Genomic DNA, 16,091 nt, shown 5'->3' with positions numbered 1-16,091 from the left:
GCTGATTATCGTCTGGTTCGTTCCCAGGCCCGCACCAACTGCATCCGATTGTGAATGCCCAGCTTGTGATATATGGAGCGGAGTTGGGTGTCCACGGTGTGGAAGGAGACGAAGAGGCTCCTGGCCGCCTCCTTCTTCGTGGCGCCGGCGGCGAGCATCTCGGCCACCCGCTCCTCGGCGGGGGTGAGCGCGCCGATGCCCCGGCTTGGCAGCTCGTCGATCGACGGCCGGTGGCGCGGGGCGGTGGCGAGGTCGGCGCAGCGCCGGTCCGCGATCGCCTGGTCACCAGGAGCGCCGATCCGGGCGTAGAGGGCAGCCGCCTCGTGCGCGGCGTCTTGCGCCTCGGCTGGCCGTACCCGGGGATTGTTCGCCAGGTCGAGCAACGCGTCGGCCAGCGCCGGCCGCGCGGCGGTGGTGCGCAGCCGGTCGACAGCCGACCGGAGGGCGTCCGGGTCGCCGTCGCGCAACCCTCGGCTCTGGTCGGCCAGCGCGTGCCACAGCGGCACCGGGGTGCGGGTGGAGACCATCTCGACCAGTTCGGTGACCCGGTGTGCGGCCCGGGTGTCGTCGGCCGCCACCGCCGCGCGTACCAGTCGGGGGCCGAAGTGCGGCACGGGCAGGAGGGACCGGACCGACCGGTGCAGGTCGGCGACGACAGTGGTGAGCAGGCCGGCCGGCGCGCTGAGGGCGGGATCGCGTACCGCCACACAGAACGCGAATGTCCACATCGTACGGTCGGGCCATCGGTCCTCGGCGAGGCAGGCGCGGAGGATGGCGCGGGCGTCGTCGTGCTCGCCCCGGCGGTAGCGCACCTCGCCGATCACCGCTACCAACAGGGCACGCACCTCCCTGCTGAGGTCCGCAGTGCCGGAGCTGAGCGTCGTCACGGCCAGCGCGGCCGCCTCGGGCAGCTCTCCCACTGCCACCATGCGTAGGCAGTCGAGCGCGGTCAGCCCGGTGAGGGAGACGTCGGGCGCCTGGCGGGTCGCGGCGCGCGCGTCCTGGTGCCGGCCCAGGCCGAGCTGCACGAGGATCCGTTCCGCCCGGATGGACGGGGCGTCGGCGCGTGCCGTCCAGGAATCCGGGTCGAGGGCCGCCAGCACAGCCTGGGCGCCCGGCAGATCACCGTGCGCGAGCGAGCGGGCGGCCCGGCCGAGCGCGAGCTGGCGAGCGGACGCCTGATCACCCGACGCGGCGTGCGCCGTGCCCGCGTCGCGCAGCAGGGCATCGGTGTCCGGATGTCCCGTGCGGGCCGCGATCGTGGCGATCAGGGCGAGCAGGGTGCCGCGGCTGCGGGCGTCCAGTCGGAGGTTCAACGCCTCCCGCAGGCCGGCGAGGGCGATGGTCGGCTGCTCCAGTGCCACGATCTGCGCCACCCGCCCGAGCAGGTGGGCGCGGTGGCGCTCGCCGTCGCGACTCGTGGCGATCTCCGCCGCCAGGACGTGCAGCGCCTCCATCCCGCGTCCGGCCAGCCGGAGCTGATCCGCTGTGGCGAACAGCCGATGCCGTCGTTGCTCGGCGTCGCTGGTGATGTCGTCGGCCGGGAGCGTTCCGGCGTTGAAGGGTGATTCGGACAATGGCGTTCTCCCCGGTTGTTACCAGGCGTGTCGAAAGGCCGTCCTGCGACCGAGCCTAGCCATGGTGGCAGGTACGGGCGAGCAGATCGACGAACCGGCGGGATTGCGCCGAATGGCCCCCGCCGTCCGGGATTTGACCTGCGGTAATGGCGCGATCACGTGATGCGACGGGCGGCGTTCGGCGCCGATCATCGAATCATGGCCCAGCTCACCGAACTTCCCGGTCTGCATCGGCTCCGGGTCGTACTGCTGATGTTCGTCCTCTACGCCGGCACCGGGGCGGGTGGTCATGCTCCGGCGTGGACCCGCCTGGTGCTGATGGCGACCGCCGCGGCGATTCCGGTCGCGATCGCGGTCCAGTACGGCTGGCCCGGACTGCGCGCGCTGCTGGGGATCTCGTCCCGGCTACGGCTGCGGGGCGGGTCCGTTTCCGCGCCCCACCCGATCCAACCCGAGTGAGGAGACAGCGATCATGGCGAACAGCGATCCCGAGCCGCGGCGCGGCGACCAGGGCGCCCCGCCCTTCGCAGGCCGCAACGTGGAGGTCGAGCGGCAGAACCCGGATCTCCTGGTTCCACCAACGACCGACAGCCGGCTGGTGCCCAACCTCAAGTTCTCGTTCTCCCAGGCGCACACCCGCGTGGAGAAGGGTGGCTGGACCCGCGAGGTCACCAACCGAGACCTCCCGATCGCCAGCCAGTTGTCCGGCGTCCAATTCGGTCTCGAGCCGGGCGCGTACCGGGAAATCCACTGGCACCAGCAGTCGGAGTGGGCGTACATGCTCAGCGGCAGCTGCCGGATCAGCGCCGTCGACCACGAGGGCCGCAACTTCATCGAGGACGTGAAGGCGGGCGATCTGTGGTTCTTTCCGCAGGGCGTGCCGCACAACATCCAGGCGTTGGACGACGGCGCGCAGTTCCTGCTGGTCTTCGACGACGGCGCGTTCTCGGAGAACAACACGTTCCTCCTCAGCGACTTCTTCGCCCACACCCCTCGACACGTCCTGGCCAAGAACTTCGGCTGGACGCTGGAACAGATGGAGAACCTGCCCGAACGGGAGAAGTACATCTTCCAGGGCGACGTCCCACCGCCCCTGCAGCAGGATCGGGTGGTCAGCCCGACCGGTGACATCCCACGAAGCTTCAAGCACCGGATGCTCGCGCAGACCCCGCAGCGATTCCGGGGCGGAACGGTCCGGATCACCGACTCGACCAACTTCGCCGCCTCCGTGACCACCGCCGCGGCCCTGGTCGAGGTCGAGCCGGGAGGGATGCGCGAACTGCACTGGCATCCCACCACCGACGAGTGGCAGTACTACATCTCCGGCACCGGGCGGATGGGCGTCTTCGCCTCCCAGGCCGCGGCCCGGACGTTCGACTTCCAGGCCGGCGACGTGGGCTACGTCCCGTTCGCGTACGGCCACTACATCGAGAACACCGGCGACGAGCCACTGGTGTTCCTGGAGATGTTCCGCCATCCCCGGTTCGAGGACATCTCGGTGATGCAGTGGATGGCCAACACGCCCCACGAGGTCATCGCCGACACGATCAACGTGCAGAAGTCGATAGTCGACAGCCTGCCGAACACCAAACAGGTAGTGATCTGAGCGAAGCGTCCGGCCGTCCGTCGGAGGACGGACGGCCGGTCCGGTGGATCAGCTCCCCGCGGGTGCCGGGGAGGTGGGGGCCGCAGCAGGTCGCCGGCGTCGAGACACCGCACCCACCACCACGTCGATGACGAGGAAAGCGAGCAGGGTGAGCCCGAACAGGGGCAGCGTCCAGCCGATCGCCACTGTCACCGGAACGCCGATCAGCAGCGCCCAGAACGGCAGACCGCGTACGCCGCCGCGGGCCGGCGGGGTGCCGGCGATCGCACGGCGGTCGGCGCGGATGGGCCGGCGTTGCCACCACATGCGGTAGCCCCAGAAGATGACACAGAGCAGGCCGAGGGCGAGCGCGGCGAGCAGGATCTGGTTGACCAGACCGAAGAGGATCCCCATGTGGGCCTGGATGCCGAGACCGCTCAGTTTGGCCAGCAGGGGCCAGTCGGCGAAGTCGCTGCGGGCGGTGACCGTGTTGGAGGCCGGGTCGACGGCGATGCGGTCCTTCTTGACCGGCCAGGTGTTGTCGACCTGCGTGACGGTCCAGGCGGAGCCCGGCTCCGGCGCGGGGCTGATCTCGACCGGCCCGGAGAGGCCCGCGCCGCGAGCGACCGTCAGGACCCGATCGAAGGCCGCCGACTCGACGACGCCGCCCGCCCCGGCGGCGCCGTGCTCGTGGCCCCCGCCGGTCTCGGCAGGGGCGGGGGGACCGGCGGTGAGGCTGGTGGAGATCTCCGGGGTGCGGGCGCTCAGCGCGTCGAGGCCTGCGGTGAAGTTCGCGCCGGCGTAGCGGGACCAGGTCAGGCCGGTGACCGAGAGGAAGAGCAGTCCGACGGTGAGCCAGATGCCGGTGGTGGCGTGCCATCCCCGGGTACGGCGGACCCCCTTGCCGGTGGACAGGTCCGGCACGAGCAGGTGCCGAGCGGCGGCTCGGGCGGCGCCGCGTCGACGCCACCAGAGGATGACCCCGCCGAGCGCCATCACCCACAGCCAGCTCGCGGCCAGTTCGGAGTAGTTTTCGCCCACGGCGCCCAGGTGCAGGTGGCGGTGCAGGTCGTCCAGCCAGGTGGTGACCGGTGTGGACCCGAACCAGGTGGTGAGTTGCCCCTGGGACTCGCCGGTGTACGGGTTGATGTAGACGGTGTGCTGGTTCTCGCCGAGCTCGGGCAGGGAGAACACCACCTTCGTGGTCCGGTCGCCGTCACCGGGTTGCACAGTGGCGATGCTGCCGTCGGGGTGCGCGTTGCGCGCGGCCCCGATCTGCTCGGCCAGCGGCAGTTGACGCTCACCCACCTGGGCGACGGTCAGCTGGTCGCCGTAGAGGATGGTGTCGAGTTGCGGGGTGGTGGTGAAGGCCAGGCCGGTCAGTGCGGCGACCACCAGGAACGGGGCGACGAGGATGCCGGCGTAGAAGTGCAGCCGCAGCAGCAGCGCGCCGAACGCTGACGGGCGCCGGACGGGTCGGGCCGGTTTCTCGGTGGTAGTGGCGGGCTCCGCCGTCGGCGTGCCGGACAGTTCGGTGAGAGACATGGTGATCCGATCGGAAGAGTCGGGAAGCACGAAGCTGTTCCCGTACTGGTCTGGTCGCCCGGTGGGGTGTCGCGCCGGCCCTGACTGGTAGTCGGGGGAGAGCCGTCGGCGGTTCCCGAAGATCGGTCGGCACGGATCCACTGGCGAATCAGGACGATCATGACGACGACGGCGGGCAGCTCGCCGAACGCCCAGGCGATGCCGGCGCCGAGCTTCTGATCGGCCAGCAGCGACGACGCCCAGCTCGGGTGCACGGCGAGGTACCAGTCGGGGGCGATGACTGTGGTCGTCTGCATGAGGACCAGGCCGAAGATGCCGTGCGCCATCATCGACGCCAGGTGGATGATCACCAGCAGGGGATGGGGGAGGCGTCGGCGGCCCGGGTCGACCCCGATGAGCACCCAGAACAGCAGATAGCCGGCGACCACGAAGTGGGTGAGCATCGCGAGGTGACCGAGGTGGGAGCGCATCAGCACACCGAGCAGGTCGCTGAAGTACAGGCCGAACAGGCTGGCGGTGTAGATGCCCAGCGCGACGAGCGGATGGGTGAGCAGTTTCGTGAGCCGGCTGTGCACCGCGATCAGCAGCCACTCCCGGGCACCGCGTACCCCCGGGTCGGTTGGTCGACGCAGGGTGCGGAGGGCGAGGGTGATCGGCGCGCCGCCGACCAGCAGGATCGGCACCAGCATCGACAGCGCCATGTGCTGGGCCATGTGCGCGCTGAACAGCACGTACGCGTAGCGGGCGACACCGAGGTTGGTGGTCGCGGCGAGCAGCAGCAGCCCGCCCACCCAGCTTGCCGTCCGGGCGACCGGCCAGCGGTGTCCGCCGACGTGCATCCGTCGCACGCCGGCCAGGTAAGCGCCGATGCCGAGAGCGCAGAGGGTCAGGAAGAACATGTCCGGCAGCGGCTGTCCGAGCAGGTCGCCAGCGGTGGGTGCGGTGGGCATCGGGAAGCCGAGCAGCTCGGTGATCGCGTCGGCGTCGGTGCCGGCTTCGGCGACCGGGGTGGGGCTGCGGGAGAGCGCCACGGCCAGCCCCACCGTGGCGGCGAACACGATCAGTTCACCGGCGGCGAGTCGGCCGAACGCCCATCGTCGTCCAGCGCGCAACGCCGGCAGGGTGCGGGAGCGGTGTACCGCGCCGAGCGTGCCGAGGATCAGCAGGGCGGCGAGCTTGCCGAGCACCAACCAGCCGTAGCGGGAGTGCCAGAGTTGGTCGACCGGACCGAGGCGAACCGCGGCGTTGGCTGCCCCGCTGACAGTCACGGCGACGAAGCAGCCCAGGGCGAGGCGGCTGTACCGGGCGGCGGCGTCGGCCAGCAGCCGACTGCGTCGTACCACCAGCAGGGCGATGAGGGCGCCGATCCACACCGCGGCAGCGAGGATGTGCAGGGCCAGGCTGGTGACGGCGATCTGGTGGTTACCGGCCCCGGCGGAGTGCCCGGTGAAGGCCGGGGGCAGCACCGCCACCAGGGCCAGGACCGCGACGGTAGCGGCGAGCCCACGGGACACCCCGAATCTGGCCAGCAGAGCCACGGTCATTGCCAGTGCGGCCTGGAGTGTGAGCGACTGGCCCTGCGAGATGGTGGTGGCGAAACTGACGACGGTCGCGGGCCCGAGTGTCGTCAGTGGTTGGCCGAGCAGGTCCGAGGCGGTCAGTGCCAGCAGGGACAGCGCCGCCGCCGACCAACCGAGCGCGGCGACACCGGCCCGCCGCAGCAGCAGGTAGCCGTGCGGCGAGACGCTGCGTCCGTCGCCGGGCAGCAGGAACGCGGCGGTCACCAGCATGCCGACGGTGACGGTGGCCAGACCGTCGGACAGCAGCCGGAACACGGGTAGCGCCCTGGTCGTGATCGGTCCCGCGTCAGGGAGGCCCGGAATCGCGGCCGTGAGCGCACCCCCGACCCGCAGGCCGAGCACCAACACTGTGACCCCCGACGCGACGGCGACGACAGTGACCAACCAGCCGGATCCCGGAAGACCTTTGTCTCGGACGGCGGACGGGGCTGGACCGGTCGGGGTTACCGCGACGGTGCGGGCACCGCTCGGATCGTCGATGGAGGACTGCCGTGGTTCTGTGTCGGACACGTGATGACCTTGCTTGGTGAGGTGATGGGGCGAGCCGACCGCACGAGGGAGGGTCGGATCAGCGCCGGGCCGCCCGCCGCCACAGCAGCCCAGCCGTCACCAGGACGAGAAGGGCCAACGCGGCAGCCGCGACGAGTACGCCGGCGCTCGGACCGCCGCCGGACTTAGCGGCGGCGGCGGACGGGGCGGGTACCGACGCGCTGACGTTGGAAACCGGCGCGGCGCTGGAGGTCGGATCGGCCACAGTGAACGGATAGGACCCCTGCACCGGGTGCCCGTCGACGGAGACGACCCGGTAGGCGACCGTGTAGGTCCCGTTCGGCAGGGTGTCGGTCACCTGGACCGTGCTCTTCGCGCCGGTGACCACCGGTTCGCCGATAGGAAGCTTCCGCTTGCCGGCGTCGGTGAGCACGATGGTGGTGAACGCCGGGTCGAGTCGCTGCATGAATTCGAGCGTGACCTCGGTCGGTGCGCTCTGCACCGTCGCGTCCCGGGCGGGCGTGGCCGTCTTGAGCGAGTTGTGCGCCCAGGCCGGGCCGGCCGGGATGAGCACCGCCACGAGGACGGCGAGGACCGCCGCGCCCAGCCGGACGGCGGTGGGGCGGGACGACGGTACGGTCATGACGGTGGGCGTGGTCATCCGAGCACCTGCTCGCCGATCCACCCGCCCGGTTGACATCCGGGCGGGATGGCGAAGACAGCGGACCCGATCGGCGTGGTCCACTCGTTGAGTAGGTCCCGATCGGCCAGCCGGCGCTGGATGGGCAGGAACTGTCGGGCGATGTCGGCCTGGTACGAGGTGAAGATCAGGCCGCTGTCCGCGTGGCCCTCCACCGTCGGCACCCCGTCGTAGTTGTAGGGCCGGCGCAGGATCTTCAGCCGGTCGTCGGTGATGTGAGCGCGGGTCATGTGCGAGAAGTCGGGGATGACGGTGAGGCCGTCGGCGTCGGTGGCGGCGAAGTCGGGTTCGTCGTGTTCGGCGGTGCCGGTGAGCGGGGCGCCGGTGTCGAGCCGTCGGCCGACAGCGAGTTCGCGGTCGGTCCGGCCGAGCAGGTCCCACGTTTCCATGTTCATGCTGATCCGCCGGAGGACCACTGTCGTGCTGTCACGCAGCCACGCCGGGCCGTCCGGGACCCAGAGGGCGGTGTCCATGGGCGCGCCGGGTCGAGGGTTGGCGGTGCCGTCGAGCTGACCGAACAGGTTGCGTTGGGTGTGGCCGCCCGGCTCGACACCGGGGCTGCGCCGGAAGCCCTGCTGGACCCACCGCACAGTGGCGAACGGTCGGCTGTCCTTGATCAGGACCCGCTGGGCGTGGGCGACGGAGATCGCGTCGTCAGCGCAGATCTGCAGCAGCAGGTCGCCGCCGGACCAGGCCGGCTGAAGCCGGTCGATGCGGAACGACGGCAGTTCGGTGACCGATGCCGGCCGGCGGTCGTCGACGGCGGCCGCCCGGTAGAGGCCCGGCCCGAAGCCGAAGGTCACTGTCAACCGTGCCGGCAGCAGCCCGAGTTCGGCCTCGGTGTCGGCCAGCGCGGGTCGGCCCTGGGTGAGCCGCGCGGCGTCGTCGGTGAGCAACCGCAACATTCGGCCCAGCGCGGCCCGGTCGACGCCGGCCCGCAGTGTGAGCGCCACGAACGACGCGTGCGCCTGCGGTTCGGTGGCCACCCCGGCCTGCCGGGCGCCGTGGAACGGCTCGACCAGCCTTCCGACGGTCGCCACGGGCGTCGTGTCGGCGGCGGTCGCCGTCGGCGGCGCGGTTCTCCCCGCGCGGGTGCCGGCGATCGCGGCACCACCGGCCAGGGCTCCGCCGGCGGCCAGTGCTCCGCCGGTGAGCAGGCCGCGCCTGCTCACCGGCCGGACCTGTGGTGTCCGCGTCACGATGCCGGGCTCATGCTCATCTCCGGCGTGGCGCTCATGCTGGGCATCGGCTCGCCGTGCCCGGGGGCGTAGCTCTCCTGCGCGCCGGTGAACGGCTTGGCCACGGCGCGGAACTGCTGGGTCTTGCCGTCGGCGAAGGTGAGGGTGACTGTCAACTCGTCGCCGGCCTGAACGGGCTTGGCGAGGTTCATCAGCATGAGGTGGTCGCCCCCGGGCTCCAAGGCGTGCGTGCTCTTGGCCTTGATCACGATGCCGCCCTGCTTCTGCCGCATCACCATCTTGCCGTCCTTCATCGCCATCTCGTGCAGCTCCATCGGCGACAGCGAGGTCGCGGCACTCGTCACCGTGACATCGGTGTCGCCGTCGTTGACCAGGGTCCCGAAGGCCGCCGTCATGCCCTTGTCGGCGGCCTTCACCCACGGGTCACGAATGCCGAGCACACCAGCGTCCGGGTTGGCCGAGGCCGACGCGGGCGGGCTCGCCTGCGCTGTCGACGGAGAGTCGGACGAGCCGCAACCGGCGACGCCCACCGTCAGGATCGCGGCGGCGAGGATGGCGGCCGAGCGGCGGCGTGAAGCGTTCGGGCTGGTGGTGCGCATGTGTTCTTCCTCCGATGGTTGCTGCTGGGAGGTTGGTCGGCCGCAGCTCGGAGAAAGTTCCGGACTCAGGGAACGTTGATCGTGAACTCCCCGGTGTGCACAGTGCCGGCGACCTGGAAGTCGAAGAAGGCCCGGTACCGGCCTGAACTCGGCGCGGTCAGCCAGAACTTGACGGTCCCGTCGACCAGTTCCTGCTCGGGGTGGACGTGCACGTAGCCGAGGTCGCCCTCACGGACGACGACCAGGTGCCCGTACGAGCCCAGGTACCGCTCCAACTGCGCCGGTACGGTCGGGTCGGCGCTGACCTGGAAGTGCATCGGCGCCGTCACCCCCACCGTCGGGGCGCCGGTCATCGAGACCGTGTACGGGCCAGCCGTCGCCTGTGCCGCCGCGGGCGGCAGCACGGTCGGGTTGTGCGCGCCGGGCACCGTGTGGTCGACGCCGAGCACGAGGGGCTGCTGCTTGCCGTCGGCCGCGGTGACGGAGAAGTCGGCGTAGACGCGGTAGCCCCCGGGCCGGGCCAGCGTCAGGGGGACACTCCAGGTGCCGTCGGGTGCCATCGTCGGGTGCAGGTGCTGGTAGCCGGACAGGTCGCGGCCGACCACGATCAGGTGCAATGGCTTGTCGTGGACGACAGCGAAGGTCGTTGCCGGCTGCCTGTCGGTCCCGACGATGCGGAACCGGTAGTCGGCGCGTACACCAGGGGGTTGGGACCGCTCCAGCGGTTGCAGGGTGTACCCACCGGCGCTGACCGTCGTGCCGGTCGCCAGCGTCGCGCCTGTCGCGTCGTCACCCCGATGCGTGTGCGGCCCGGTGCCCGCCGGGTGTTGGTGCCCGTCGGTCGCGGAGCCCACCTGTCCCGAGGCGGGCGATCCGCCGGCTGACGGTCGTGCGTTGCTGGTCGCCGGACTCTCGTCGGCGGTGCCGATACGGGCCAACCCGAACCCGGCCAACAGGGCCGCCACCAGGCCACCGACGAACAGCGCCAGGTGGGTGTTGCTCAACCGGGACCCAGGCGTCGCGGCGGCGAGGTCCGTGTCGGGCCGTGGTCCGGTGTCGACCGTCAGCTCGTCGTCCGTGCTGGCGAGGGCCGTGGTCACCTGATCGGTAGGCGTCGGATCGACCGCAACGCCCGTGCGGGCCGTGACGACCGTGGTGCCCTTGCGCGCCGCCGGCACTGTGGCGGGCCGCCGTTTGTCGCTCGCGGTACGCGCGACGACGCCGGTCGCCGCACCGGCCTTGCCCCCGACGGTCTTGCCAGCGGCGGTCTTGCCGCCGACGGTCTTGCCCCCGGCGGTTTTGTCCCCGGCGGCCTTGCCGCCGACGGTATTGCCAGTGCCGGCCCTATTCGTGGTACGGGCGCCACCGCCGCGTCGACCGGAGGTCGCCGCCGAGGCACGGCCCCGGCCGGTGGGTGTGCCGGCGGATCGGCGACGCCAGACGACGAACCCGACCGCCGCCCCGACCGCCGCGACCGCCGCCGCCCAGCCGGCCCAGGCCGGTGCCCCGGGACCGCTCTCCTCGGTCGACCCGGTCGACGGGGCCGCCGCAGCCGGCGGGGTCGACGGATCGTCGGCGGTGGTCGGCACCGCCGAGGCCTGCCCGGACGAGTTGTGCTGCTCGGTGGCGGCCACCAGCGCCGGGTCCGGTTGGGTCGACGGCGGGCTCCACCCCTTCGGCGCTGCCGTCACCCGACCGTCGTAGCGGAAGGTCAGGGTGCCCCGCACGGTGTCGCCGTCCGAGGCGACCGACAGGTAGCTCACCGAGTACTGGCCCTTGGCGGGCAGGTGGGCGACGGACACCACCGCGGGGAACCCCGTCGTGTACTCCCGTGGCTCGAACTGACCGTTGACCAGGAAATACTCGCGTACCGGCTTGTCCAGTGGCTTCGGCTCCCCATACGACCAGCCGTTGTCGACACGGACGCCGCCCGGGGCGGTGATCGTGAAGAACGCGTTGGCGGCGGCCTTCTCGGTGAAGTACAGCCGCACCTCCGTCAACGGCTCGCGCACCGTGGCGCCGCTCGCCGGTGTGGACATGGCGAGGGTCCCGTGCGCGGCGGCGGGTTGGGCGGACGCGAGGAGGGCGACCGCCGAGGCGAGGAGGAACGCGAGGAGGCCCGAGACCACCCGCCCGCAAGTCTGGGGGAGACGACGCATCTGGATATCCTCACCCTCGCGAGACTTTTTTCAATAGCTGGCGATCTTCTTCCTCAGACGACAAAAGTTGACGATCAGGCCCTCCGTTGCCGCGGCGGGACGCCCCGGGTGGACACATTCCCTGGCCAGCTATGCTCGCCGACGGCGCTGGTTCGCCCCGTCGTGACCGGCTGGGCGTCGTAAGAGGGAACCCGGTGAAAATCCGGGGCTGCCCCGCAGCGGTGAGTGGGAACGACCGCCGTCATCAGCACTGGGCCAACGGCCTGGGAAGCGACGGCCAGTAGGGGACCGGCGCGACCGGTCAGGCCCGCGAGTCCGAAGACCTGCCGGCGCCGCGTACACAACCGTGTGCGCTGCCGTCGGCCTCGCGGGTGGGCTGAGCGGGTGACGGGCCGTGCGCGTGGTGCACGGCCAGGTCCTCGTCAGCGTGTGTCCGCGACCCGGCGGTGTGGTTTCCCGAGGGACGGACTGCCGCTGTGCATGACACCACCACCACCACCATCGCCGGCCGAGCGCCGTCGGCGTCGCACCTGACCCTTTCGCAGATCATGGACCAGCACCACACCAACCTGATGGGTACGGTGCACGGCGGCCGGATCCTCAACCTCATCGACTCCGTCGCCGGTGTGGTCGCCGCCCGGCACTCCGACGGACCGGCGGTGACCGCCGCCATCGACGAGACGGCGTTTCTCCGCGCGGTGCGGGTCGGCGACGTCGTGCACGTCGACGCCCGGATCACCTGGGCCGGCCGCAGCTCGATGGAGGTGGCCGTCAAGGTGACCGCCGACCGGTGGGACCGGGCGGTGCCGCCCACCGACGTGGCCACCGCCCACCTGGTCATGGTCGCCATCGACGACGACGGTCAGCCTCGGACGGTGCCGCCGCTGCTACCGGAGACCGACGGGGACCGGCGTCGGTACCGGGAGGCGGAGATCCGCCGGAAGCACCGACTGGCGCTGCGACGCGCGTTGCTCGACGGTGCCGAAGACGACTGACCCGCGCTCGGGCCCGCCCGTGGCGGCGCTGGCGCGGTCCGAGGAACCCGCCCCGCCACCTATCCGGTCGGATAGCGTCCACGTGAAGCCTCGATCACGGAGAGTGTGGATGGTTATGCGCGCTGCGGTGTTGCGGGAGTTCGACGTTCCGCTGACGGTCGAGGAGATCGATCAACCCACCCCCGAGCGCGGGCAGGTGCTGGTGCGGATCGTCGCCAGCGGGGTCAACCCGCTCGACACGAAGATCCAGGCTGGAAAGGCCGCGCACGCGCGTGTCGAGCTGCCCGCGGTGCTCGGCCTGGACCTCGCCGGTGTCGTCGCGGCGGTCGGCGCGGACGTGACCGGCTTCGCGCCGGGAGACGAGGTGTACGGGTTGTGCGGGGGCGTCGGCGGCCTTCAGGGCTCGCTGGCCGAGTACGCCGCCGTGGACGCCCGGCTGCTTGCCCACAAGCCGAGGAGCCTCTCGATGCGGGAGGCCGCCGTGCTGCCCCTGGCGGCGATCACCTCCTGGGAGGGGCTCGTCGACCGGGCTGGGGTCCACGCCGGCCAGAAGGTGCTGGTGCACGGCGGTGCCGGCGGGGTCGGATACGTGGGTGTGCAACTCGCCCAGGCGCGCGGCGCCGAGGCGTACGCCACGGGCGGGCCGGCGAGCATGCGGGTGATCGAGAGCCTGGGCGCGGTGCCGATCGACTACACGGCGAGCAAGGTCGAGGAGTACGTCGAGAGGTACACCGGCGGCGAGGGGTTCGACATCATCGTGGACAACGTCGGCGGCGCGACGCTCGACGCGTCGTTCGCGGCGGTACGCACCTATCACGGGCACGTCGTCAGCGCGCTGGGCTGGGGCTCACACTCGCTGGCTCCGCTGTCGTTCCGGGGCGCGACCTACTCCGGCGTGTTCACTCTCTTGCCGATGCTCACCGGCCGGGGCCGCGAACACCACGGCGACATCCTGCGCGAGATCGCGGCGCTGGCCGATGCCGGCGCGTTGCGCCCGCGACTGGACCCGCGAGCGTTCACGCTCGACACGGTCATGGACGCCCACGACCTGGTTGCCGGCGGCACCGCCGAGGGCAAGGTCGTCGTGGACGTCGCCGGTTGAGCCGAGCCGTTCGTTCACCGCGGAGTGCTCTGTGGTTCTGCCAGCGGTCGACAAGGTTCTAGGTGGCCTTGCAGGGGAGTGTGCGCAGGTCAAGGCGGTAAGGAGCTGTTGGTGGGCCTGGCCCCGCAACTGGGAGCAGATTGGGTGCAGGTTGGCGAAGTGGTCAGGCGTGTTGTTCCGGGATGGCTGGCGCCGGCCCCAAGCAGGGTTGTAAGGAACCACCCGCGGCGGTGCAGGAACGAACTCTTGCTCTAACCCATCAGGCCGATGGTTGCGATGACCACATCTCGTTGAGCCGGTAGGTGAGGAACCTGCCACCGTCGGAACGTTTGCCCAGACGGGAACAAGGTCGTTCGTCCGGTAGGGCGCTCCCTTTTGTCTCCGTCCGGAGGAGCTGGACGGTCTACGACTGCCCAACGAGGAGATCCGCTTGAGTCCGCAGGGACTTGAGCCGCAGGCACTGGAGCCTTGCTCTAGCCGAGCGAGAGGAGCCCTTCCGTCCGCGCGAATCATCCTCTGAGCTTCGCTAGCCTCTGCACGTGATCTCCTACCGCGCTACCGCCCCCGCGGACATCGACCGCGTGACGCCGTGGATCGTGACCGAGCCCGTTGGGTGGATACCCGCCGACCGTTACCTGGCCGATCTGGCCGAGGACATGTACCGGCCGGAATGGACATGGATCGCCGAGCACGACGGCCAGGTCGTGGGACGGGCATTGTGGTGGGGGCCGAAGGGCAGCCCGCATCCGGTCGCGCTCGACTGCCTCGACGTGGATCCAGCCCTGGGCGACCGTGCCGCCGTCGCCGCCGAGCTGATCAAGGCCGCGCTGGCCGGGTTCCCAGAGCCGGTGGAGTACAGCATCGAGGTCACCGGCGGCTGGCGTGACGATCCGGCCGCCTTGGCGGCCGTGGAGTGGCGTCGGGCGGCGGCGCACGCGGCGGGCCTCACCCGCGAGGTGGAGCGGCTGCAGTTCGAGTGGGCACCCGCCGACGGGGTGCCCCCCGCAGCCGGCAGGCTACGGTTCACCGAAGCCTCCGACGAGGAGTTCCTCGCGGTGTTCAGGAGAATCGCCGAGGGCAGCCTGGATGCCCAGACCCGTGCGAACCTGGCCGCCAAGGGCGTGGACGCGACCGCCCGCGAAGATATGGACTTCTATCTCAGGGCGCCCGGCAAGCGGGAGTGGTGGCGGATCGCCTACACACGCGAGGGCGAGGTGGCGGGCATGGCGATTCCCTCCGCGACCCCGTACAACGTGAACGTCGGCTATCTCGGGGTGGTGCCGGAGTTCCGCGGGCGCGGCTACGTGGACGAGGTGCTCGCCGAGATCACCCGCCTTCACGCGACCAACGGCGAGTCGCGCATCACCGCCACCACCGACATGGGCAACACGCCTATGGCGGCCGCTTTCGGTCGCGCCGGATACCGCAACACGGGGATCCGGATCAACCTTTCCAACGACGTCCAGCCATAGACGAGGAAAGGTCGGTGCCGACATTGCAACGCACGAGCTCGGACCGCCTCGCCGAAGCTACGGATCAGAAGGTGCGGGCTCGTCGTCAAGCGGGCTGGACTACCGCGTAGCCGGAGCGTGCCGGCGGCTCGTTGGATGAGCACCCCTCAAGACATCCGGATCTGCCCGGCGACTCGCGGAGACGGCAGGGCGACGTCCGTACATGTCAATGACGATGCATTCGATCGAAGGTGAAACCGTACTGGAATTCCCAAGGTTTCAGATATTCGTATAAAGCTTGGTCTGAATGCCTGTGTCAGAGATGCCCTCCAAAGGCACGACGACGTCGGCAAAGAAGGATTGATCGCCTAGCCCTGTCACTAAGTATGCGTAGAAGGCTCGTCTGTGCGTCCAGACGACGGCGCGGTCGAGGAGCAACAGCCCTTCAGCCGCCGGTGCGGCGAAGCCTCGCTCGCCGGACGTGGCGACGATGGCGGCGACAACGGCCGTCGCGATGACCTTGTCGGGCTCTGCGAGATCGTGAGAGGCGCGAAACGATGGAGTCGCTTTGCGTACGGACGTCTGGAACCTACGCAACACCCCCGCTACCTTCTCGTAGGGCACGTTCGCCCCGATGCCCTCGGCAAGCAGGCCCGACGAGGTCACCAGTACGAAGTCGAGGACCTGGCCCCTGGGCGTCGGATAGGTGTAGGGAGTGCTGTCGCCGGCCATCCAGACGATGCTCGGCTGTTTGACCGGCTCGCGCAGTCCCTCAGCACGGCGAGATTGTCCGAGCGCCCGCTCGAGGTCGCCCTCGGCGCGTTCGCCCCTGAACATCGATGAAAGGTATCCGATCGCTTGCATCAGGAATCCGCAGGGGTTCCGTCATCTGAGACATCGACCCCACGGGCAACGGCCCTCACCAGCCACTTCAGGCTGGTGACCTCTTCGGCGGACCCGAACGAGTCGGCGTCGGCGTTCTCTGTAGAGGCGAGGGCGGTGTCCGCTCATGCCGAGATGAGGATGTTTGCGCGGAGCGTTCGTCGCGCGTCGTGCTGGGTTGGCGGTCGTGTGGGGCATGGTGGCCCAGAAGGGTCGCCATGCCCCACT

General features: G+C 70.5%; 13 protein-coding genes and 1 riboswitch. Of the genes, 5 read left to right on the top strand and 8 right to left on the bottom strand.

Annotation, left to right across the window (positions count from 1 at the left end; translation table 11 throughout):
• Positions 1-5: 5 nt before the first annotated feature.
• Complete coding sequence (locus NIE111_RS09350) at positions 6-1,577, bottom strand: helix-turn-helix transcriptional regulator (protein ID WP_238683994.1); 1,572 nt, start codon at positions 1,575-1,577, stop codon at positions 6-8.
• A gap of 198 nt (positions 1,578-1,775) precedes the next feature.
• On the opposite strand from NIE111_RS09350, the gene NIE111_RS09345 reads away from it, so the two are divergent.
• Positions 1,776-2,036: a hypothetical protein gene (locus NIE111_RS09345; protein ID WP_238683993.1), complete on the top strand. Its 261-nt coding sequence runs from the start codon at positions 1,776-1,778 to the stop codon at positions 2,034-2,036.
• A gap of 13 nt (positions 2,037-2,049) precedes the next feature.
• Positions 2,050-3,183 (top strand): oxalate decarboxylase family bicupin, encoded by a 1,134-nt coding sequence (locus NIE111_RS09340; protein ID WP_238683992.1) that lies wholly within the window; start codon positions 2,050-2,052, stop codon positions 3,181-3,183.
• A gap of 48 nt (positions 3,184-3,231) precedes the next feature.
• On the opposite strand, the gene NIE111_RS09335 is transcribed toward NIE111_RS09340, so the two are convergent.
• The 6 genes from NIE111_RS09335 to NIE111_RS09310 all read right to left on the bottom strand — a co-directional run bounded on the left by NIE111_RS09335 (position 3,232) and on the right by NIE111_RS09310 (position 11,433).
• Positions 3,232-4,608 carry a PepSY-associated TM helix domain-containing protein gene (locus tag NIE111_RS09335; RefSeq protein ID WP_238684381.1) on the bottom strand — a complete coding sequence of 459 codons (1,377 nt, stop codon included), beginning with the start codon at positions 4,606-4,608 and terminating at the stop codon, positions 3,232-3,234.
• Complete coding sequence (locus NIE111_RS09330; RefSeq protein ID WP_238683991.1) at positions 4,542-6,542, bottom strand: bifunctional copper resistance protein CopD/cytochrome c oxidase assembly protein; 2,001 nt, start codon at positions 6,540-6,542, stop codon at positions 4,542-4,544. The genes NIE111_RS09335 and NIE111_RS09330 overlap by 67 nt, the downstream gene beginning before the upstream one ends.
• Positions 6,543-6,855: 313 nt before the next feature.
• Positions 6,856-7,437: a copper resistance CopC family protein gene (locus tag NIE111_RS09325; protein WP_238683990.1), complete on the bottom strand. Its 582-nt coding sequence runs from the start codon at positions 7,435-7,437 to the stop codon at positions 6,856-6,858.
• On the bottom strand, positions 7,434-8,648 hold the full coding sequence (locus tag NIE111_RS09320; RefSeq protein ID WP_238683989.1) for a Dyp-type peroxidase: 1,215 nt from the start codon (positions 8,646-8,648) through the stop codon (positions 7,434-7,436). Before NIE111_RS09320 ends, NIE111_RS09325 begins: the two co-directional genes overlap by 4 nt.
• Before the next feature lie 23 nt (positions 8,649-8,671).
• On the bottom strand, positions 8,672-9,274 hold the full coding sequence (locus tag NIE111_RS09315; RefSeq protein ID WP_238683988.1) for a copper chaperone PCu(A)C: 603 nt from the start codon (positions 9,272-9,274) through the stop codon (positions 8,672-8,674).
• A 65-nt stretch (positions 9,275-9,339) separates the two neighbouring features.
• A complete protein-coding gene (locus NIE111_RS09310; protein ID WP_238683987.1) occupies positions 9,340-11,433 on the bottom strand; it encodes a DUF8832 domain-containing protein in 2,094 nt (697 codons plus the stop codon).
• A 131-nt stretch (positions 11,434-11,564) separates the two neighbouring features.
• Positions 11,565-11,778, top strand: a riboswitch (cobalamin riboswitch).
• A 203-nt stretch (positions 11,779-11,981) separates the two neighbouring features.
• On the opposite strand from NIE111_RS09310, the gene NIE111_RS09305 reads away from it, so the two are divergent.
• The 3 genes from NIE111_RS09305 to NIE111_RS32215 all read left to right on the top strand — a co-directional run bounded on the left by NIE111_RS09305 (position 11,982) and on the right by NIE111_RS32215 (position 15,002).
• The gene (locus NIE111_RS09305) at positions 11,982-12,428 is read left to right on the top strand and encodes an acyl-CoA thioesterase (protein ID WP_238684380.1); all 447 of its coding nucleotides are present in this window, start codon (positions 11,982-11,984) and stop codon (positions 12,426-12,428) included.
• A gap of 109 nt (positions 12,429-12,537) precedes the next feature.
• Entirely contained in the window at positions 12,538-13,530 is a 993-nt protein-coding gene (locus NIE111_RS09300; RefSeq protein ID WP_238683986.1) for a zinc-dependent alcohol dehydrogenase family protein, read from the top strand.
• A 539-nt stretch (positions 13,531-14,069) separates the two neighbouring features.
• Positions 14,070-15,002 carry a GNAT family N-acetyltransferase gene (locus NIE111_RS32215; protein WP_238683985.1) on the top strand — a complete coding sequence of 311 codons (933 nt, stop codon included), beginning with the start codon at positions 14,070-14,072 and terminating at the stop codon, positions 15,000-15,002.
• A 258-nt stretch (positions 15,003-15,260) separates the two neighbouring features.
• On the opposite strand, the gene NIE111_RS09290 is transcribed toward NIE111_RS32215, so the two are convergent.
• Entirely contained in the window at positions 15,261-15,818 is a 558-nt protein-coding gene (locus NIE111_RS09290) for a hypothetical protein (RefSeq protein ID WP_238683984.1), read from the bottom strand.
• Positions 15,819-16,091 lie beyond the last annotated feature (273 nt).

This window comes from Micromonospora hortensis (genome assembly GCF_022230935.1).
In the GTDB taxonomy this organism is placed as follows: domain Bacteria; phylum Actinomycetota; class Actinomycetes; order Mycobacteriales; family Micromonosporaceae; genus Micromonospora; species Micromonospora hortensis.
This window is presented reverse-complemented; position numbering and strand designations above follow the sequence as displayed.

Bases quoted from the DNA above. Each gene is read 5' to 3' on its own strand.
- NIE111_RS09305 (WP_238684380.1), top strand. From the start codon at position 11,982: ATGGACCAGCACCACACCAACCTGATGGGTACGGTGCACGGCGGCCGG.
- NIE111_RS09325 (WP_238683990.1), bottom strand. From the start codon at position 7,437: ATGACCACGCCCACCGTCATGACCGTACCGTCGTCCCGCCCCACCGCC.
- NIE111_RS09310 (WP_238683987.1), bottom strand. From the start codon at position 11,433: ATGCGTCGTCTCCCCCAGACTTGCGGGCGGGTGGTCTCGGGCCTCCTC.
- NIE111_RS09290 (WP_238683984.1), bottom strand. From the start codon at position 15,818: ATGTTCAGGGGCGAACGCGCCGAGGGCGACCTCGAGCGGGCGCTCGGA.
- NIE111_RS09340 (WP_238683992.1), top strand. From the start codon at position 2,050: ATGGCGAACAGCGATCCCGAGCCGCGGCGCGGCGACCAGGGCGCCCCG.
- NIE111_RS09315 (WP_238683988.1), bottom strand. From the start codon at position 9,274: ATGCGCACCACCAGCCCGAACGCTTCACGCCGCCGCTCGGCCGCCATC.
- NIE111_RS09345 (WP_238683993.1), top strand. From the start codon at position 1,776: ATGGCCCAGCTCACCGAACTTCCCGGTCTGCATCGGCTCCGGGTCGTA.
- NIE111_RS09300 (WP_238683986.1), top strand. From the start codon at position 12,538: ATGGTTATGCGCGCTGCGGTGTTGCGGGAGTTCGACGTTCCGCTGACG.